Here is a 19,432-nt window from a genome sequence, read left to right as displayed (position 1 = left end):
CGGGTGCTCGGCGCCGTCGCTCGGCCCGGGCAGCCCGGCGTGTCGTGCCTCCGTTCCTACGTTTGCGGTATGACCATCGGATTCTCATTCCGGACTGCCGCCTCTCGTTCCGCGGTCTCCCGCGTCGCCGCCCGCTGTTCCGCCCTCTGCGTGGCCGGCGCGCTGGCCGTCACGCCGGGGCAGGCCGCCGCCCTGTCCGGTGCGGACCCGGGGACACCGCGACCCACGGTCGCCCCGCCCTCGTCGCTCTACCAGGAGGGGACCCAGGCACGGCTGAGGACCGGCGCCCCCGCCGTTCCCGAGGACATCTCCGCGCTGTCCTGGCTGGTCGCCGACGCCCGTACCGGGGACGTGCTCGCCGCCCACGACGCCCACCGGGCGCTGCCGCCGGCCAGCACCCTCAAGACGCTCTTCGCGCTCACCGTCCTCCCGAGCCTGCCCGGAGGCATCCGGCACACCGTCACCGAGCGCGAGCTGGAGGGCATCGGCCCGGGCAGCAGTATGGTCGGTGTCGCCGAGGGAAACACCTACCGCGTCGCGGACCTGTGGCGCGGGGTCTTCCTCAACTCCGGCAACGACGCCGTCCACGTCCTCGCCTCGATGAACGGCGGCTGGACGAGCACGGCCACCCAGATGCAGGCGAAGGCCCGCGCCCTCGGCGCCCGCGACACCCACGTGGTGTCGCCCGACGGCTACGACACGCCGGGGCAGGTGTCGTCGGCATACGACCTGGCGGTCTTCGGCCGCGCCGGGCTGCGCAACGCCGACTTCGCCCGGTACTGCGCGACGGTCGACTCCATGTTCCCGGGCAACGGCTCCCCGTACGGGATCCAGAACACCAACAGGCTGCTGACCGGCGCCGACGGTGTGGCGCGCTACCCGGGCATGATCGGCATCAAGAACGGCTACACCACCAACGCGGGCAACACCCTCGTCGCCGCCGCGCGGCACGGCGGGCGCACCCTCGTGGTCACCGTGATGAACCCTCAGGCGGGCGGCGGGTTCACCGTGTACGAGGAGGCGCGCTCGCTGCTCGACTGGGGCTTCGCGGCCGCCGGCCACGTCGATCCCGTGGGCACCCTGCTCGACACCCGGTCCGTGCCGGCGGCCGGTCCCGCGGCGCGTCCCGTGGCCGCCGCGGTCCCGGACGACGAGGGGCTCGGGTGGCCGGGGGCCGCGGGCATCGCCGGCGCCGCCGTCCTGGGCGCCGTGAGTGTCGCCCTCGCCCTGCGGCTCAAGGCGGCCCGGGGGCCGCGCGCCTGACCTGGGGCACGTCGTTCGGGTCGGCTCCGCTCGGGGACGCGGGGTCCGCCGCCTCACGGTGCCGCCGCGTCACCCGAGCACGTCGTCCGCCCGGGAGACGCTCCGCCGGACGACGTGCCCCCACGGCCGGAGGAACGAGGGCGGCTGCCCGGCCAGTACCGGTCCGAACGGCCTCCCCCACCGGCAACCACGCCAGCAGCCCCAGCGTGATCCACGTATAGATGTTGCTGCCGAGGAAGCCGTCGAGCCCGGACGCGTCGTCGAACCACAGCCAGACGACGCTGCTGCACAGCACCCCGTACAGGGCCGCCGCGATCCGGAGCCTGCGGTGGCGCAGCAGCACGGCGAAGGACGGCAGCAGCCAGACCAGGTGGTGCACCCACGTGATCGGGCTGACCAGGCAGGCGGCGAGGCCGGTGAGGGCGAACGCGGCGGCCCAGTCGTCGGCCGCCAGGGCGCGCGAGGTCCGCCACGCCCACACGCACAGGACCAGCAGGACGGCCGTCGCCCAGAGGGCCCGGCTCGGTTCCCCCGGTGCGGCGAGCCGCGCCAGCACACCCTGCACCGACTGGTTGGAGACATAGGCGAGTCGGCCGACCCGGCCCGTGTCCCACAGGGCGTCGGTCCAGTAGAAGCGCGAGGCGTCCGGTGCCGCCCAGGCGGCCAGGCCGGTGGCCGCCCCGGCGACGGCCGTGGCGACCCCGGCGGCGCGCCGGCGGCGGCCGAGCAGCAGCAGCGCGATGAACAGCGCGGGGGTGAGCTTGATCGCGGCGGCGAGGCCGATGCCGACACCGGCCCAGCGACCGTGCCCACGCGCCAGCAGCCGCGCGTCGGCGAGCACGAGGGCCAGCAGCACCAGGTTGACCTGCCCGAAGCTGAACGTGTCGCGGAGCGGCTCGAACAGGGGCAGCAGACAGGCCGTCAGGGCGAGCCCGAACCAGCCGTGGCGGCGCAGCGCGGGCCCGACCAGGAATCCGACCACGACCGCGAGGGCCGCCAGGTTGAGCAGCAGCGCGAGGACGATCGCGGTGCGCAGTCCGACCAGCGCCATGGGCAGCATGCCGAGGGCCGCGAACGGCGGATAGGTGAAGCCGTACGTCGTGCCCGGCACCCGGTAGTCGTAGATCCGGCCGCCGTGGTGGATCCAGGCGTCGACCGTGCCGTAGTAGACACGCAGGTCGAACCAGTCGCGCAGCAGCGGCACCGTGGCCGTGAACACCCCGACCGTCACCGCCAGGAGGAGCACGAGGACGAGCCGTCGGCGGTCGGTGCTCGGCAGCGCCGTCGCGCCGTCGGCGCCCCGCGCTTCGCCGGTGTGCCCGCGCGCCGCGTACCGCCCTCGCACCCTGCTTCGGACCGTTCCGCCGCGCGGGGACTTCGTCGTGCCGTCGGCGGTCATGCCGTTCGCTCCCGTACCGGTGACTGCGGCCGGGCCGCCTGGTGGGCCTGGCAGAGGACGACGAGGGCGAGGACGCCCCCGGAGACGGCGAGGATCACCTGTTCCACGTCGGCCGGGGCGCCGCTCGGCAGCACCGTGAGGGCGAGCACGGCGCTGGCGGCGGCGACCCGGGTCCGCACCGATCCGGTGGGCGCCGCCGCGGCGATCAGGAACAGGCCCCACAGCGCGTACCAGGGCCGGACCGCCGGTCCGAACACCGCGACGGCGGCCAGGCTGAGGCCGAGCGCGTAGACGGGCCCCGGCCGCAGCCGCAGCCATATGAACAGCAGCAGGGCTGCGGTGACGAGGAGTCCGGCGGCGTGCCAGGCGGGCAGGGCGAACGGTGCGAGCCCGCTGCCCAGTTGGTCGAGGGCGGCGCCGGTGACGCGGCCCAGGAGGCTGGTGGGCGACCAGTTGTGCGGGGAGACGGGGGTCTTCAGGGCGGCGATCCAGCCGTACCCGGTCCCCGCGGCCGCCGTCGCGGCCACGGTCGTGGCGGCGGCCGCCGTCGCGGTGGTCACGGTGTACCGCAGCACCGCCCGGGGTCCCCGCCCGCGCGAGCGCAGGGCGACGACTGCCACCAGGCCGAGCGCCGCGGGCGCCTTGACCAGGGCGGCGAGCGTGATCAGGACGACCCCGAGGACGGGCCACCGGCCGCGCGCGGCCACCAGACCGACGCCGAGGAGGCCGAGCATGATGGCGTCGTTGTGCGCGCCGGCCACCAGATGCAGGAGGACCAGCGGGTTGAGGGCGCCGAGCCACAGCGCGGCGGCCGGATCGGCGCCGCTGTGCCGGGCGAGGCGGGGCAGCGCCGCCGCCATCAGGGCGACGCCGAGCAGCGCGATCAGGCGCATGCCGAGCAGTCCCGCCGGCAGCTGACCGCGGGTCAGGGCCGACAGGACGGAGGCGACGACGAGGAAGACCGGTCCGTACGGCGTCGCCGTCTGCTGCCAGACGGGCGCCACCTCGTCGGCGAGCGGTCCGCCGAGCTGCGCGGGCCCGTACGCGTACACGTCGATGTGGGCGTCGACCATCGCGCCCTGCGCGAGGTAGCTGTAGACGTCCCGGCTGAACAGGGGTGGCGCGAGCAGCAGCGGTGCCGCCCAGACGGCGAGGACGAGCAACAGGGAACGCGGGGTGGGCGGTTCGGGCCCGCGGACGACTCCGCCGAGCAGCACCCAGGCCGCTATCAGCAGGACGACGCCGAAGTACACGCCGACGAGGCCCAGTACGGCCTGCACCGAGCCGGGGGCGAGGAAGTCGTGGGCGGGCAGCGCCCCGGCGGTCTCGCCGCCCAGCGCGAGGAAGGCGGTACCGGCCAGGCCGAGTGCCTGACAGCGACGGAGATCGACGGGGAAACCCATGGCCAACACTCGGTCAGCGTGTCAACGCCGAGTGGCCGGAAGGCGACGCGGCGCTCTCCTGACGGGGTCGGACGCGTGACCTCCCTGTGCCCGGCGTCGCGGCCGGGGCACTGGACGGACGCCGGGGTCGGGGCCGGCGCCCGGAGCACGTCTAGAACACCGACACTCCGGTGAGGGTGGTGAAGCGGTCCAGGGCTGCCACGCCCGCGACCGAGTTGCCGCGTTCGTCGAGTCCCGGGCTCCAGACGCAGAGCGTGCAGCGGCCCGGCACCACGGCGATGATCCCGCCGCCCACCCCGCTCTTGCCGGGCAGCCCCACCCGGTACGCGAAGTCGCCCGCCGCGTCGTACGTCCCGCAGGTCAGCATGATCGCGTTGATCTGCTTGGCCTGGCTCTGGGTGAGCAGCCGGCTGCCGTCGGCACGGATGCCGTGCCGGGCGAGGAAACCGGTGGCCAGGGCGAGGTCGGCACAGGACGCGGCGATCGAGCACTGGAGGAAGTACTGCTCCAGGAGCACCGGGACCTGGTTGTCGATGTTGCCGTACGACGCCATGAAGTGGCCGAGTGCGGCGTTGCGGTCGCCGTTCGCGGCCTCGGACGCGGCGATGTCCTGGTCGAAGGCGAGACCGGGGTTGCCGCTCTCGGCTTGCAGGAACTCCAGCAGCGCGCCGGCCGCGTCGCCGGTCCGGGTCTGCAGCCGGTCGGTGACGACGAGGGCGCCCGCGTTGATGAAGGGGTTGCGGGGGATGCCGTTCTCGTACTCCAGCTGGACGAGGGAGTTGAACGGGTTGCCGGAGGGTTCGCGCCCGACGTGGTCCCACAGAGCGTCGCCCTCACGTGCCAGGTCGAGGGCGAGGGTGAAGACCTTGGTGATGGACTGCGTGGAGAACGGCTCCCGCCAGTCCCCCACGCCGTACACCGTGCCGTCGAGTTCGGCGACGGCCATGCCGAAGCGGCGCGGGTCGCAGGCGGCCAGCGCCGGGATGTAGTCGGCGGGCCGGCCGCGTCCGGGCGTCTGGGCGACCTCGGTGGCGATCCGCTCCAGCACGGGCTGGAACGTCAGCGACGACGGATACGACGATTCCCCAGGCATGATCACCATTGTGCGGCCCTCCCGGTCGTGCGGCTCGTCCCGGAACCGATGTCTTCCTCCGGGGCGGGACCGGACGGGACCTGGCGGGGCGGGGCCGGACGCCCCGGCCCGCCCTCCTCAGACGTGGGCCACCGCGCCCAGCGGGTCGAGGGCCCGGACGGGACGGATGTGCCCGACCACCGCGCCGCCGCCGAGGAGCGGCGCCCCGGCGAAGGCGGTCAGGGCCGCCGGGTCGACCCCGGCCCGGGCGAGCGCCGCGGCGGCCACCGGGACGCGTGCCCGGTCGGCGCCGTCGGCGATCTTCACGGCGACGGCGCGGCCGTCCGGCAGCGCCGCGACCTGCACGCCCTCGAACCCGTCCTTGGCGACGAGTCCCGGGACGGCGCGCATGAGGGCCGCCACGTCGCGGCCCTCCCCCGAGACCATCTCGGCGTGCTCGCGCATCGCGCGGGCCACCCGTGCCTCGGGGGTGCCCGGCGCGGCTCCCGCGATCCGGACGACGGCGCGGGCGAGGCCGTGCAGCGAGACGGAGAACAGGGGCGCGCCGCAGCCGTCGACGGTGACCTGGGCGACGGCCTGACCGGTGAGGTCCTCGACGGTCTCGGCGACGGCCCGCTGGAGCGGGTGCTCCGGGTCGAGGTAGTCGTCGAGCGTCCAGTCGTTCAGGCGGGCGGTGTACAGCATGGCCGCGTGCTTGCCGGAGCAGTTCTGGGCGAGCCGGGAGGCGGGCCGCCCGGCTCGGGTCCAGGCCTCCCGGACGGCGGGGCCGTAGGGCAGGTCGGGGGTGTTGCGCAGCCGGTCCTCGGTCAGTCCGGCCCGCTCCAGGATGCGGCGGGCTCCGGCGAGGTGCCGCTCCTCCCCGGAGTGGCTCGCGGCGGCCAGGGCGAGCAGTTCACCGTCGAGCGGCAGCCCGGCGCGCAGCATGGCGACGGCCTGTACGGGCTTGAGCGCGGAGCGCGGGTAGAAGGCGGCCTCGATGTCGCCGAGCTGGAGGTCCACGCCGCCGTCGGCGGCCAGGACGACGACCGAGCCGTAGTGGATGCCCTCGATGACGCCGCCGCGGACGAGCTGGGCGACGGGTGCGTGCAGGGGCTCGCGGATGACGGGCGCCGCCGCGGAGCGCGGGCCGCCGTAGGCCAGGGCCGGGTTCACGCCTGGGCCCCGTTCCGTATCCGGGTGCGCGGGGTGCGCGCGGGGCCGTCCTGGTTTCGGGTGTGCTCGCTCATGACTCGGGGCGGCCTTTCGTGGGGGTGTCCGCGCGCTCGGGGCGCACGATGGAGGCGAGGGTGGTCTCCACGCGGTCCAGGTGGTGGGCCATCGCGTCGACGGCGTCGTGTTCGCTGCCGGCGGCGAGCGCTTCGAGGATCGCCCGGTGTTCGCGGTCGGACTGTTCGCGCCGGCCGCCCAGTTCGTCCAGGAACGCCGACTGCCGTGCGAGCGCGTCCCGGATCTCCTCGATGACGCGGCGGAAGACGGGGTTCTGCGAGGCCTCGGCGACGGTGATGTGGAAGACGGTGTCCATGGCGACCCAGGCCGTGGTGTCGGTCTCGCGCTCCATCCGGTCGAGCAGCCGCGTGAGCCGGTCGAGGTCCTCCGGGGTGCGGCGCAGGGCGGCGTAGCCGGCGACGGGGAGTTCGACGTGGCGGCGCACCTCCAGCAGGTCGCCCGCCGTGTAGTCGCCGAAGGTGGGGTCCTGGACCGTGGCGGCGACGACGAAGGTGCCCTTGCCGGTACGGGACACGGTCAGGCCCATCGCCTGGAGGGCCCGCAGCGCCTCGCGGAGCACCGGGCGGCTCACTTCGAGGCGGCGGCAGAGCTCCGCCTCGGAGGGGAGCTTGTCGCCGACGGCGTGGTCGCCGCGCTCGATGGCGTCGCGGAGGTGGGTGAGCACCGCTTCCATCGCGCTGACGCGCCGCGGCACCGGACCACCTGTCTGGCTGTCTGACAGGTTCACGCGGATGATCCTCCGGATGGGTGAGGCACGTGTCAAACCGGGCACGGCACGCACCAGGGGGCGCGCGGCCCTCTGCTCGGCCTCGCGCCCCCTGGGAGCGGCTCCTGCATGCCCTGGGACGGCGCTTCGCGCGGCGCCCCGGGTGGTGGTCTCAGCTGTCGAGGACTCCGGCGCCCAGCAGGCCGAGGAGCGCCACGCCGATGATGATCCGGTAGATCACGAAGGCGTTGAAGGAGTGCTTGGCGACGAACTTCAGGAGCCAGGCGATGGAGCCGTAGGCGACCACGAACGACACGACGGTGCCGGCGACGAGCGGGGCGGCGCCCACCCCGGTGCCGAGGGCGTCCTTCAGCTCGTAGAGACCGGCGCCGGTGAGGGCCGGGATGCCGAGGAAGAAGGAGAGCCGGGTGGCGGCGACGCGGTCCAGGTCGAGGATGAGCGCGGTCGACATGGTGGCGCCGGAGCGCGAGAAGCCGGGGAAGAGCAGGGCGAGGATCTGCGAGCTGCCCACCAGCATGGCGTCCTTGAACGAGGTGTCGTCCTCACCGCGCTTGTGGCGGCCCATCTGGTCCGCCGCCCACATCACGCCACTGCCGGCGATCAGCGATCCCGCGACCACCCACAACGAGGCGAGCGGGCCCTCGATCAGGGGCTTGGCCGCGAGACCCACGATCACGATCGGGATGGTCGCGTAGATCACCCACCAGGCGAACTTGTAGTCGTGGCTGGTCCGCTGCTCCTTGTCCCGCAGCCCGCGGCCCCAGGCGGAGACGATCCGGACGATGTCCTTGAAGAAGTACACGAGCACGGCCGCGATCGCGCCGACCTGGATGACCGCGGAGAATCCGACGACGGCATCGTCGTCGACGGGGATCCCCATCAGGCCCTCGGTGATCTTGAGGTGGCCGGTCGAGGAGACGGGGAGGAATTCGGTCACCCCCTCGACGACTCCGAGGACGACGGCCTGACCGACGTTGATGACGCTCATGGGATCCAGTTCTGAGGAGATGGACGACAGTGCTGTAGACAGCGCAGGAGACAGTGTTGCCTACGCACGGCGCAGCACGGTACCTACGTCCACACCGCGTGCGCGAACGCGACCCCGGCGAACGCGGCGCCGAGGCCCGCCGTCACGCTGACGATCACGTTGGCGGCGGCGTAGAACGCGGCCCCTGTCTCAGTCAGCCTCAGCGTCTCGTAGGAGAACGTCGAGTACGTGGTCAGGGCCCCGCACAGGCCTGTGCCGACCAGGAGTTGCAGGTGGTCCGAGGCGTGTCCGGCCGAGGCGGCGCCGGTCAGCAGGCCGAGCACCAGGCAGCCCGCCACATTGACGACGAGGGTGCCCCAGGGGAACAGGGTGTCGTGTCTCACCTGCACCGCGCGGTCGGTCAGATAGCGCAGGGGTGCGCCGACCGCCGCGCCGAGGACCACCAGCAGCCAGTTCACAACCAGTTCTCACCTTCGTCAGCCGCGCCGCCACCGGTTTCCGGGTGCTCCTGTCCGGGTGTGCCGCCCCGTCCCGCGTACCGGATGACCTCGCAGGCGTCGAGGATCACGAGTCCCTCGGTGACGAGTTCGTCGAGTTGGGGCAGGAAGGCCCGGACGCGTTCCTCGGTGTCCACGACGATCACCGCGACCGGGAGGTCCTCGCTCATCGACAGCAGCCGTGAGGTGTGGATCAGGGAGGAGGCGCCGAAACCCTCGATGCCCCGGAAGACGCTGGCGCCCGCGAGCCCCGCCGCGTGGGCCCGGTGCACGATCTCCGCGTAGAGCGGCTTGCGGTGCCAGGTGTCGTTCTCGCCGATGAAGATCGTCACCCGCAGGGCGCTGCCTGTCAGCCTCGTCATCGCTGCCTCCGTGCCAGGGCGCGCCGGGTCGCCGTCACGGCCAGCCACACCGCCGTGAGCGCCGCGAACAGGGTCGCGGCGAGATAGCCGAGACCGACGCCGGGACGGCCGTCGTCGACCAGTTTCTGGATGTCGACGGCATAGGTCGAGAAGGTGGTGAAGCCGCCGAGCACGCCGGTGCCGAAGAAGGGGCGGACGAGGCGGTGCGCCGCCCACACGTCGGTGATCAGCACCATGAAGACGCCGATCACCGCGCAGCCGACGACATTGACGGTGAAGGTGGTCCAGGGGAAGGTGCCGGCGGGCGTGGGCCACAGCTCGCCCGCGCCGTAGCGGGCGGTGGCGCCGACGGCGCCGCCGAGGGCGACCACCGCGACGACGGATCCCTGGCCGCGCCAGGGGGAGGCGCTGCGCGCGGGGGCGCGGACCGGGCTGCCGGACTCGTCGACGCGGTCGGGGTGCGGGACCGTCATGTTCCTCGTGCTCCTACTCGCCGGGCCGGTGCGGGCGCACGGCATCGCAAGCAGGGACCGTCGGCGGCGCGACTGCCGCGGTTCGGGTACGGCGGGCCCCACCGCCGCGCCGCGACACAAGATCGCGGCCGGTGAAAAGCGTACCGCCGTGCGCGCGGACGGCGCACGCGCGCCTCGCCCCCGGCCCGGTCGGCTCTCGCGCGGCCGGGCCGGGCTCGCCGACCGGTCCGTACCGGGTTCAGCCCGGGGTACCGGGCAGGTCGCAGACCGCGAGACCGGGCTCCCAGATGCTGCCGAGGACCAGCCGGCCGTCGGACTCGCAGGCACTGGTCACCATGCGGAACCGGGAGCGGCGGCCCTCCAGGTGGTGCAGGACACGGCCCTCGTCGTCGACGGCCAGGACGCCGGTCGTACGGGGCGGCCGGAACGGAGCGCGGACGGCGATCCGGGCGGCGGTGCGGCGCACGGCGGGACCCCGGCGGTGCAGGAGTTCCAGGGCGCCGACGCGGGGTCCGGCGAGTGCCACCCAGATCGGGCCGCCGGGGGCGCGCCAGAGGTTGTCCGGCTGACCGGGCAGGTCGTCGAGGAAGGTCTCGCCGCGCCCCTGCCGTGGCCCGGTGAGCCAGTAGCGGGTGAGACGGCACGCGCCCGTCTCCGCGACGACGAGGAAGGACTCGTCACCGGCGACGGCGAGGCCGTTCGCGAACTGCAGCCCGTCCAGCAGCACTTCGGGTTCCTTCTCGCCCGGCGCGAGGCGCAGCAGGCGGCCGGTTCCGGTGTGCTCGACGAGGTCGCCGATCCAGTGCGCGAGGGGGTAGTTCCGGCTGGAGACGGTGAAGAGGACGGTGCCGTCGGCGAGGGCGACCACGTTGCTGCAGAAGCGCAGCGGCCTGCCCGCGACGGTGTCGGCGAGGACGCGGACCACTCCGTCGTCGAGCCCGATCCGCAGCAGTCCTCGTTCGGCGTCGCACACCAGCAGGGCGTTGTCCGGGAGGAGTTCGAGGCCCAGCGGTCTGCCGCCGGTCTCGGCGAGGACGCGGACTCCGGCGCGGTCGGCGTCGCCGGGCCGCTCCACCCGGACGATGCGGCCGTCCTCCAGGCCGGTCAGCACCCCGCCGCGGTGGTCGGCCACCACGTCCTCGGGGCCGCGGCCGCCGAGCGGCACGAGACGCCGGGGCACGAGGGCGGTGGGGCGTGCGGCGGCGGACGTCCGGTCCACGCGGCTACCAGCCTTTCTCGAAGAAGTGGCTGACCTCGGCGATGCGGTACTCGTCGCGCCGGTAGTAGGTCCGCCGTCTGACCTTCTTGGCGCGCAGCAGACCGACCCCGGTGAGGAGGTCGAGGTGGGTGCGCGCCACGGCCCGGCTGACGCCCAGCTTGTGGGCGAGGGACTCGGGGCTCACGCCGTCCTCGACGAGGTCGCCGTGCCGCTGCCGCGGGAAGTGCTCCGCGGGGTCGCGCAGCCATTCCAGGATGTCCAGCCGATGCCCGTTGTCGGGAACCTTCAGCATCTCGTCCCCCTCCGTCGTGACGGTCTCCCGCTACTCTCCCGCAGCCCGGAGCGGCCCGCACGGCCTTCGGCGAGCCTGGCCGGACCCGCACGGCGGCGGAACGCACGGGGTCCGGCCGCACCGGCGGCCGGACCCTCGCGTTCAGCGGTGGCCGAAGAGGGACATGGCCGGAAGGGCCTTGTCGTCGAAGCCGAACAGGGCCTGGTTCTCCCAGCCGTTGCCGGAGGCGGGGTCGGCCGGGTCCCAGCCGTTCCCGGCGACCGCCGTCCAGGTGGCCTCCCAGTAGAAGACGCCGAGGCCGCGGCCGTTCGGAACGGCCTCCACGATGTTCATGACGTCGCGCAGCCAGGCGGACTGCCCGGCGGTCGTGGCCGGATAGCCGGCGACCAGTTCACCGGTCGTGTCGATCTGGTTGACGAGCGCGTCGTCGCTGTCCAGCCGGAACGGGTAGGCCGTCTCGGCGAGGAACACCGGCTTGGCGTAGCGGGCGGCGGCGTCGTCCAGGGTCGTCTGGAAGGCGTCGAGCGAGCCGTGCCAGTAGCCGTAGTAGGAGAGGCCGATGGCGTCGAACTTCACGCCGTTGGACACCGCGTTGTCGAACCACCAGCGGGTTCCGGTGAGATCGCCGCCCTGGGCGAGGTGGAGGCCCACGACGGTGGAGGCGCTGACCGCCTTGGCCGCGGAGTAGCCGGAGTTGAGGAGGCCGGCGAGCTGCGGCCAGTTGTCCGTGGAGCCCTCGGACCAGAGCATGCCGCCGTTGATCTCGTTGCCGATCTGCACCATGTCGGCCGTGGTGCCCTGCGCCTTCAGGGAGTTGAGCACGTCGTACGTGTGGTTGTAGACGTCCGTCTTGAGCTGGCCGTACGAATGCCCCGCCCAGGCGGCCGGTTTGGTCTGCTTGCCGGGGTCCGCCCACGTGTCCGAGTAGTGGAAGTCGACCAGAAGTTTCATGCCCCGCGCCTTGACGCGCTTGGCCATGGCGAGGACGCGTGCCTTGTTGTTGTAGCCGTCGGCCGGGTTCACCCAGACCTTGAGGCGGGCGTAGTTCATTCCCGAGGAGCTGAGGATGGCGAGCGCGTCCCCGGCCGTGCCGGATCCGGTGCGGTAGATCCCGCCGAGGGCCTCGCTCTTGGCGAGGGAGGAGATGTCGGAGCCCTTGACGGACAGTCCGGCGGTGCCGGCGGTGAAGGTCAGGTCGTCGACGTTGATCCAGTTTCCGGCGTTGGCGTCGGAGACCACGCTGATCGTGCACTGGCCGCCGGTCACGGCGACGGGCACGACCAGGTGGATCCATCCGCCGGCGGAGACCGGCAGGTCGGTGCGCCGTTCGCTGGCGCCGCAGTTCCTGAGGGCGAGGTAGGCGGAGTTCTGCCCGCCTCCCGAGCGCACCCAGGCGGTGAGCCGGTAGTTCCCGTTGGTGAGTCCCGAGAGGTACTGGTAGGTCTCGACCTTGTACGCGGCGGCGGAGTAGTGGGTGAGGCGGTAACTCCCGCCGTGTCCCCCGGCTTCGACGTAGGAGGCGCCGGTGTCGCCGTACTCCGACCAGCCGTTCGGTGTCGCCGCGCCGGCTCCGTCCGCCTCGAATCCGGCGTTGGTCAGGGTGCTCGCCGCGTGCGCGGACTGCGCGGGGAGGGCGGTGAGCGCGAGTCCGGCCGCGAGCGGTATCAGCAGGGCTCTGAGGGTGCGTCTGGGATGGAACATCATCGTCCGTCGTCCCTTCGACGTGGTGGGGAGAGATGCCCCCTGCCTGGGGGCCGTTCCCTCCGCCCGCGGCTTGGTGGCTCGCGCGGGCGGAGGGGATCGGTGGGCCGTCGGGCTCCTGGCCGGACGGCGCGGGTCGGCGGTCGGCGGTCGGCCGTCGTCGGCGGTGAACGCGTCTCCGCCGACGGCCCGGGCGGGGCCTGCGCGGGGATCGCGCCGAGCGGTGCGGGCGAGCGGCCCGGGCCGGTCGCCGACCGGCTCAGGCGTCGAGCCGTACGACCCGTACCGTGCCCGCCGGGACGGCGAGGCGGCCGGCGGCGCGTTCGCCCGTGAGGAGTTCGGTGCCGTGCGCGTCCAGCGTGACCTTGGCGTCGGAGCCGGTGTGGTTGACGGCGAAGACGAACGTGCCCGACTCACCGGTACGGCGCACCACTTCGACGTCGCGGGGCAGGTCGGCGCGCGGTGCGATGCGCGCGTCGTCGGCGGCGGAGGCGATGAACGTGTCCAGGCCCTCGGCTCCGAGGCGTGTCGACACGTACCAGGCGGAGCCGGCGCCGAGGGCGTGACGGGTCACGGCGGGGTGCCCGGCGGTGAGGCCGTCGGCGTACGTCCAGACGGTCTCCGCGCCGCGCGGCACCACGAACTCGGTCCACACGTCGCCGGTGAGTTCGCGGCCGTCGGGACCGGTGATGCGGACCCGGTCGCCCCCGAGCAGCGGGGAGAACTCCTCCACGGTCAGGCCGAGTACGTCCCGCAGGGCTCCGGGGCACGGGCCGGCGTGCACGGCGTCGTGCTCGTCGACGATGCCGGAGAAGTAGGAGACGAGCAGGGTGCCGCCGCTCTCGACGTACCTGCGGACGTTCTCCCCCGCGGCCTCGGTCATGAGGTAGAGAGCGGGGACGACGACAAGGGGATAGGCCGACAAGTCGCTTTCCGGGTGGGCGAAGTCGACGGTGAGGTGCCGGTCGTAGAGGGCCTCGTAGAACGTGTCGGCGCGTTCGCGGGCGTCGTGGTCCTCGCTGGGCCGCCACTGGAGGTTCTGCGCCCACCAGGAGTGCCAGTCCCACAGCACGGCCACGTCGGCGACCGTCCGCGTCCCCGCCACGGGGGCCAACGCGCCGACGGACGAGCCGAGTTCGACGACCTCGCGCCAGACCCGGGAGTCGGTGCCGGCATGCGGGAGCATCGAGGAGTGGAACTTCTCGGCGCCGCGCCGGGACTGCCGCCACTGGAAGAACAGGGCCCCTTCGGAGCCGCGGGCCACGTGGGACAGGGAGTTGCGGGCCATCTGGCCGGGCGCCTTGGCGGGGTTGCGGGGCTGCCAGTTGACACCCGAGGTCGAGTGTTCGAGGAGGAGCCAGGGGGCGCCGCCCGCGACGGAGCGGGTGAGGTCCGCGGCCATCGCGAGGTTGACGTGGGTGCGGCGGCCGTCGGTCATCAGGTAGTGGTCGTTGGTGACGAGGTCGACCTCGCGGCCCCACGCCCAGTAGTCGACGGAGTCGCACTGGCTGAGAGCCGTCATGAAGTTGGTGGTGACGGGGACGCCCGGGGCGAGACGGTGCAGGATGTCCCGCTCGGCGACGAAGTTCTCGCGCATGGTGGCGTCGGCGAACCGGCGGTAGTCCAGGGCCTGGGCCGGATTGCCCACGGTCGGGGTCACGCGCGGCGGGTCGACCTGGTCGAAGCCGGTGTAGCGCTGGCCCCAGAAGGCGGTTCCCCAGGCCTCGTTGAGGGCGTCGACGGTGCCGTGGGTGTCCGCGAGCCAGCGACGGAAGTGCGCGGCGCAGGAGGCGCAGTAGCAGGCCGAGACGGGGACGCCGTACTCGTTGTGGACGTGCCACAGGGCGAGCGCGGGGTGGTCGGCGTACCGGGTGGCGAGCTGTGTCGTGATGGAGGCGGCGGCGGCACGGTAATGGGTGTTGCTGTGGCAGATGGCGCCGCGTGAGCCGAAGGCGTGGCGGGTGCCGTCGGCGGTGACCGGCAGCGCCTCGGGGTGCTCGCGGTAGAACCAGGCGGGCGGCGCGACGGTGGGGGTGCCGAGGTCCACCCGTACGCCGTTCTCGTGCAGCAGGTCGAGCACGCGGTCGAGCCAGCCGAACTCGTAGGTGCCCGGGGCCGGTTCGAGCAGCGCCCAGGAGAAGATCCCGACGCTCACCATCGTGACGCCCGCCTCGCGCATCAGCCGGACGTCCTCGGACCAGACGGCCTCCGGCCACTGCTCGGGGTTGTAGTCCCCACCGAAGGCGAGCCCGGTGCGGCTCAGGGGGTTGGTCTCCGGCATCGGATCTCTCCCGTTTAATCGATCATTTGGGAACGTGCACACACGCCATCAGGAGCGTGAGGCCAACATAACCGCACAGCAACAACCATTGACAAGTGTCCGGGATGTTTCTCTACTGTGAACGCTCACAGAAGCACGGAGCGCATACCGCGCACCAACAGGGCAGGCCTTCGCGGCAGGCGGAGGCCCAGGTCAGGGGAGAACGATCCATGCCCATCACGAAGCACAGCCGCCTCGCGGCCGGCACCGTCGCCGTCGTCCTCGGCGCCGCCTCGCTCACCGCCTGCGGCTCGTCCGACGACGACAAGAGCGCAGATTCGTCCGGTCCCGTGTCGCTGACGTACTGGACGTGGGCGCCGGGCATGGACAAGGTCGTCGACCTCTGGAACAAGGGGCCCGGCAAGCAGCAGCGGATCTCCGTCACCGTGAAGAAGCAGGCGTCGGGCGACACGCTCGTCACCAAGATCCTCACGGCGCACAAGGCGAAGAAGGCGCCGGACCTCGTCCAGGCCGAGTACCAGGCGCTGCCGACGCTGGTCAGCAATGACGCGCTCGCCGACATAGCGGGCGACGCGAAGGACGCCAAGGACAAGTTCGCCGAGGGTGTCTGGCAGCAGACGACGCTCGGGACGGACGCGGTCTACGCGATCCCGCAGGACATCGGCCCGATGATGTTCTACTACCGCGCCGACCTCTTCAAGAAGTACGGGCTGACCGTCCCGGCCACCTGGGAGCAGTTCGCCGAGACCGCCCGCGCCCTGAAGAAGAAGGCACCGGACAAGGCCCTCACCACGTTCTCCGCCAACGACTCCGGTCTCTTCGCGGGTCTCGCCCAGCAGGCGGGCGCCAAGTGGTGGACCACCTCCGGCGACAAGTGGAAGGTCGGGATCGACGACGCGGCCACCGAGAAGGTCGCCGACTTCTGGGGCGGCCTCGTCAAGGAGGGCGCGATCGACAACCAGCCGATGTACCAGCCGGCCTGGAACAAGGCGCTCAACACCGGCAAGCAGATCGCCTGGGTGAGCGCGGTGTGGGCGCCCGGCACGCTGACCACCGCCGCCCCGGACACCAAGGGCAAGTGGGCGATGGCCCCGCTGCCGCAGTGGACGGACGGCGGGAACACCACGGGCAGTTGGGGCGGCTCCTCCACCGCCGTCACCACGGACTCGCCGCACCGGACGGCCGCCGCGACGTTCGCCGCCTGGCTGAACACGGACCCGAAGGCGGTGGCGGCGCTGGCCAAGGAGAGCGGTATCTACCCGGCCTCGACGAGCGCCCAGACCGGGGACGCGTTCGCCCAGCCGCCGGCGTTCTTCTCCAACCAGCCGGACTTCTACACCAAGGCCGCGGAGATCGCGAAGAACACCGCTCCGTCCGCGTGGGGCCCGAACGTGAACGTCGCCTACACGTCCTTCAACGACGCGTTCGGCGCCGCCGCGAAGAACAGGTCCGACTTCGGGGACGCCCTGAAGACCATGCAGGACACCACGGTGGCCGACCTGAAGAAGCAGGGCTTCGGGGTCGCTCCGTGACCACCGCACGCCGGAGGCCGTACGGGGTCAAGGGGGCCCCGTACGGTTTTCTCCTCCCCGCCGCCGTCCTCTTCGTCCTGTTCTTCGCGCTGCCCATCGGCTACGCCCTCTGGCTGAGCCTGCACAAGGTCGAGGTCAAGGGCCTCGGCCTCGGCTCCGGCGCCCGCAAGGAGGTGTGGGCGGGCCTGCGCAACTACACGGACGCCCTCACCGACAGCGAACTGCTCCACGGCGCGCTGCGCGTGGCCGGCTACGGAGCCATCGTGGTCCCGGTGATGCTCGGCCTCGCGCTGCTCTTCGCGCTGATGCTCGACGCCGACAAGGTCCGGCTCGCCCCGTTCACCCGGCTCGCGATCTTCCTGCCGTACGCCATCCCGGGCGTCGTCGCCGCGCTGCTCTGGGGGTTCCTGTACCTCCCCGACGTCAGCCCCTTCTACTTCGTCCTCGACAAGCTGGGGATGCCGCAGCCGAACCTGCTGGACGGCGGTCCGCTGTACGTGGCGCTGTCGAACATCGCGGTCTGGGGCGGCACCGGCTTCAACATGATCGTCATCTACACCGCGCTCCAGGCCATCCCCGTCGAGGTGCACGAGGCGGCCCGGCTGGACGGCGCGACACCCCTGCAGATCGCGTGGCGGATCAAGATCCCGATGGTGGCCCCCTCCCTGGTGCTCACCTTCTTCTTCTCGATCATCGCCACCCTCCAGGTGTTCAGCGAGCCGACCACGCTCAAGCCCCTCACCAACTCCGTCTCCACGACGTGGAGTCCGCTGATGAAGGTCTACCGGGACGCCTTCGGCGCGGGCGACATCTACGCGGCCGCCGCCGAGGCGGTGATCATCGCGGTGGTGACACTGGTGCTGTCCTTCGGCTTCCTGCGCGCCGCGAACTCCCGTACCCAGCAGGAGGAAGCACGATGAGCACGCTCGCCGTCCGCAAGGCCGCGCCGGCCGCGGGGACGACCCCCGGCACCGCCCAGGGACCGCCCCGGCGCGGCCGGATCGCCCTGGTCCCGACCCTCACCCTGCTGCTCGGCGCCCTCTACTGCCTGCTCCCCGTCGCCTGGGTCCTGATCGCGGCCACCAAGTCGGGCCGTGAACTGTTCTCGACGTTCACGTTCCTGCCCGGCACCGGCTTCACGCAGAACGTCACGGACCTCAACGCCTACCGCGACGGCATCTACTGGACGTGGATGGGCAACTCCGCCCTGTACGCCGGTCTCGGCGCCCTCCTGTCCACGGCCGTCTCGGCGGTCAGCGGCTACGCCCTCGCGATCTACCGCTTCCGCGGCCGGGAGACCATCTTCAGCGTGCTGATGGCCGGCGTGCTGATGCCCCCGGTGATCCTCGCGATCCCCCAGTACCTGCTGATGGCCAAGGCCGACCTGACCGACTCGTACGCCTCCGTGCTGCTCCCCCTCGTCCTCTCCCCGTACGGCGTGTACCTGGCCAGGATCTACGCCTCGGCGGCCGTGCCCGGTGACGTGGTGGAGGCCGGCCGGATGGACGGGGCCGGCGAATGGCGCATCTTCGTCCGGGTCGCCCTGCCGATGATGGTGCCCGGGCTCGTGACCGTGTTCCTGTTCCAGTTCGTCGCCGTGTGGAACAACTTCCTGCTCCCGTACATCATGCTCAGCGACGACGAGAAGTTCCCGATCACGCTCGGCCTGTTCACCCTCCTCGAACAGGGCTCCAACACCCCGGCGCTGTACACCCTGGTGATCACCGGCGCCCTGCTCGCGATCGTCCCGCTGGTCGCCCTGTTCCTGGTGATCCAGCGCTTCTGGAGCCTCGACCTGCTGTCCGGAGCCGTAAAGTCATGACCATGAGCAACACGGGGGGCCGGCGCCGGCCGCCGACGATCCACGACGTCGCCCGCGAGGCCGGTGTGTCACGGGGCACCGTCTCGCGCGTGCTCAACGGCGGCCACTACGTGAGTCCGGCGGCGCAGGAGGCGGTCAACGCCGCCATCCGCAGGACGGGCTACGTCGTGAACCGGCATGCCCGCTCGCTGATCACCGGCCGTTCGGACTCGGTCGGTTTCCTGCTGACCGAGCCGCAGGAGCGCTTCTTCGAGGACCCGAACTTCAACGTCCTGCTGCGCGGCTGCACCCACGCGCTCGCCGCGCACGACGTCCCGCTCCTGCTGATGCTCGCCGGCACCGAGGACGAGCGACGGCGCATCACGCGCTACATCACCGCGGGCCACGTCGACGGGGTGCTGCTGGTCTCCAGCCACTCCGGGGACCCGGTCGCCGAGGAACTGCGTGAGGCGGGCGTACCACTGGTCGCGTGCGGCAAGCCCATCGGCATGGGCTCCAAGGTGAGTTACGTCGCCGCGGACGACCGGGACGGCGCCCGGGACATGGTCCGGCACCTGCTCTCCCTCGGGCGGCGCCGGATCGGCATGGTCACCGGGCCCCTGGACACGCCGGGCGGCGTGGAGCGCCTGGCCGGCTACCGGGAGGTGCTGGCCGAGGCGGGCGTCGAGGCCGACGACCGGCTGATCGCCTCCGGCGACTACAGCCGGGCGAGCGGCGAGGCGGGAGCCGTTCGGCTCCTGGAGCGCGCACCGGACGTGGACGCCGTGTTCGTCGCCTCCGACCTGATGGCCCAGGGGGTGCTGGCCGCGCTGCACAAGGCCGGCCGCCGGGTCCCCGAGGACGTGTCGGTCGGCGGCTTCGACGACTCCCTCGCCGCGACGGCCGCCACCCCGGCCCTCACGACGATCCGCCAGCCGTGGGACCGCATCAGCGCCGAGATGGTGCGCGTGCTGCTCGCGCAGATCGGCGGCGAGGATCCCGCGGCGGTGATCCTCCCGACGGAGCTGATCCGGCGGGAGTCCGCCTGAGGCGGGGTGTTCGGGAGCCCGCCTGGGGCGAGCCGTGGGGCGGTCCGTCACTCCGGATCTCCCGGCCCCCGCCCGGGTCCCTCCCCCCGCCGCTCCGGTGTCTTTTCTCCCGGGCGGCGGTACCG

General features: G+C 72.6%; 18 protein-coding genes. 5 read left to right on the top strand and 13 right to left on the bottom strand.

The window, feature by feature from the left end; genetic code table 11:
• The first annotated feature begins 69 nt into the window (after nt 1–69).
• Nucleotides 70–1,263 carry a D-alanyl-D-alanine carboxypeptidase family protein gene (locus OG406_RS34875; protein ID WP_164373394.1) on the top strand — a complete coding sequence of 398 codons (1,194 nt, stop codon included), beginning with the start codon at nt 70–72 and terminating at the stop codon, nt 1,261–1,263.
• Here the strand turns inward: OG406_RS34875 and OG406_RS34870 are convergent.
• From OG406_RS34870 to OG406_RS34810, 13 genes are all read right to left on the bottom strand, one after another.
• Entirely contained in the window at nt 1,235–2,662 is a 1,428-nt protein-coding gene (locus OG406_RS34870; RefSeq protein WP_329189639.1) for a glycosyltransferase 87 family protein, read from the bottom strand. The two genes, OG406_RS34875 and OG406_RS34870, sit on opposite strands and share 29 nt — an antisense overlap.
• The gene (gene mptB / locus OG406_RS34865; protein WP_329191080.1) at nt 2,659–4,065 is read right to left on the bottom strand and encodes a polyprenol phosphomannose-dependent alpha 1,6 mannosyltransferase MptB; all 1,407 of its coding nucleotides are present in this window, start codon (nt 4,063–4,065) and stop codon (nt 2,659–2,661) included. The genes OG406_RS34870 and mptB overlap by 4 nt, the downstream gene beginning before the upstream one ends.
• 151 nt (nt 4,066–4,216) lie before the next feature.
• Nucleotides 4,217–5,167 carry a glutaminase gene (locus OG406_RS34860; RefSeq protein ID WP_164373390.1) on the bottom strand — a complete coding sequence of 317 codons (951 nt, stop codon included), beginning with the start codon at nt 5,165–5,167 and terminating at the stop codon, nt 4,217–4,219.
• Nucleotides 5,168–5,275: 108 nt separating this feature from the next.
• Nucleotides 5,276–6,310 (bottom strand): asparaginase, encoded by a 1,035-nt coding sequence (locus tag OG406_RS34855; protein WP_164373388.1) that lies wholly within the window; start codon nt 6,308–6,310, stop codon nt 5,276–5,278.
• 70 nt (nt 6,311–6,380) lie between these two features.
• On the bottom strand, nt 6,381–7,112 hold the full coding sequence (locus OG406_RS34850) for a FadR/GntR family transcriptional regulator (protein ID WP_164373387.1): 732 nt from the start codon (nt 7,110–7,112) through the stop codon (nt 6,381–6,383).
• Between the two features lie 151 nt (nt 7,113–7,263).
• Nucleotides 7,264–8,100, bottom strand: a complete 837-nt coding sequence (locus OG406_RS34845; protein ID WP_164373385.1) for an undecaprenyl-diphosphate phosphatase — start codon at nt 8,098–8,100, stop codon at nt 7,264–7,266.
• 83 nt (nt 8,101–8,183) lie between these two features.
• Nucleotides 8,184–8,558 carry a fluoride efflux transporter CrcB gene (gene crcB, locus OG406_RS34840; RefSeq protein ID WP_164373383.1) on the bottom strand — a complete coding sequence of 125 codons (375 nt, stop codon included), beginning with the start codon at nt 8,556–8,558 and terminating at the stop codon, nt 8,184–8,186.
• On the bottom strand, nt 8,555–8,959 hold the full coding sequence (locus tag OG406_RS34835) for a DUF190 domain-containing protein (RefSeq protein WP_164373381.1): 405 nt from the start codon (nt 8,957–8,959) through the stop codon (nt 8,555–8,557). Before OG406_RS34835 ends, crcB (OG406_RS34840) begins: the two co-directional genes overlap by 4 nt.
• The gene (gene crcB, locus OG406_RS34830; RefSeq protein WP_164373379.1) at nt 8,956–9,432 is read right to left on the bottom strand and encodes a fluoride efflux transporter CrcB; all 477 of its coding nucleotides are present in this window, start codon (nt 9,430–9,432) and stop codon (nt 8,956–8,958) included. The genes OG406_RS34835 and crcB (OG406_RS34830) overlap by 4 nt, the downstream gene beginning before the upstream one ends.
• A 238-nt stretch (nt 9,433–9,670) precedes the next feature.
• Nucleotides 9,671–10,651: an SMP-30/gluconolactonase/LRE family protein gene (locus OG406_RS34825; protein ID WP_164373377.1), complete on the bottom strand. Its 981-nt coding sequence runs from the start codon at nt 10,649–10,651 to the stop codon at nt 9,671–9,673.
• A gap of 4 nt (nt 10,652–10,655) precedes the next feature.
• Nucleotides 10,656–10,943 (bottom strand): winged helix-turn-helix domain-containing protein, encoded by a 288-nt coding sequence (locus OG406_RS34820; protein ID WP_081222882.1) that lies wholly within the window; start codon nt 10,941–10,943, stop codon nt 10,656–10,658.
• 141 nt (nt 10,944–11,084) lie between these two features.
• Complete coding sequence (locus tag OG406_RS34815) at nt 11,085–12,644, bottom strand: glycoside hydrolase family 53 protein (protein ID WP_329191078.1); 1,560 nt, start codon at nt 12,642–12,644, stop codon at nt 11,085–11,087.
• A gap of 259 nt (nt 12,645–12,903) precedes the next feature.
• On the bottom strand, nt 12,904–14,925 hold the full coding sequence (locus OG406_RS34810; RefSeq protein ID WP_329189636.1) for a beta-galactosidase: 2,022 nt from the start codon (nt 14,923–14,925) through the stop codon (nt 12,904–12,906).
• Nucleotides 14,926–15,134: 209 nt separating this feature from the next.
• On the opposite strand from OG406_RS34810, the gene OG406_RS34805 reads away from it, so the two are divergent.
• The 4 genes from OG406_RS34805 to OG406_RS34790 are packed head-to-tail and all read left to right on the top strand — an operon-like array spanning nt 15,135 to nt 19,307.
• A complete protein-coding gene (locus OG406_RS34805) occupies nt 15,135–16,457 on the top strand; it encodes an extracellular solute-binding protein (RefSeq protein WP_164373374.1) in 1,323 nt (440 codons plus the stop codon).
• The gene (locus tag OG406_RS34800; RefSeq protein ID WP_266610948.1) at nt 16,454–17,377 is read left to right on the top strand and encodes a carbohydrate ABC transporter permease; all 924 of its coding nucleotides are present in this window, start codon (nt 16,454–16,456) and stop codon (nt 17,375–17,377) included. The genes OG406_RS34805 and OG406_RS34800 overlap by 4 nt, the downstream gene beginning before the upstream one ends.
• On the top strand, nt 17,374–18,279 hold the full coding sequence (locus OG406_RS34795) for a carbohydrate ABC transporter permease (RefSeq protein ID WP_329189632.1): 906 nt from the start codon (nt 17,374–17,376) through the stop codon (nt 18,277–18,279). Before OG406_RS34800 ends, OG406_RS34795 begins: the two co-directional genes overlap by 4 nt.
• Nucleotides 18,276–19,307: a LacI family DNA-binding transcriptional regulator gene (locus OG406_RS34790; RefSeq protein ID WP_329189630.1), complete on the top strand. Its 1,032-nt coding sequence runs from the start codon at nt 18,276–18,278 to the stop codon at nt 19,305–19,307. The genes OG406_RS34795 and OG406_RS34790 overlap by 4 nt, the downstream gene beginning before the upstream one ends.
• Nucleotides 19,308–19,432: the final 125 nt, after the last annotated feature.

This window comes from Streptomyces sp. NBC_01428 (genome assembly GCF_036231965.1).
In the GTDB taxonomy this organism is placed as follows: domain Bacteria; phylum Actinomycetota; class Actinomycetes; order Streptomycetales; family Streptomycetaceae; genus Streptomyces.
This window is presented reverse-complemented; position numbering and strand designations above follow the sequence as displayed.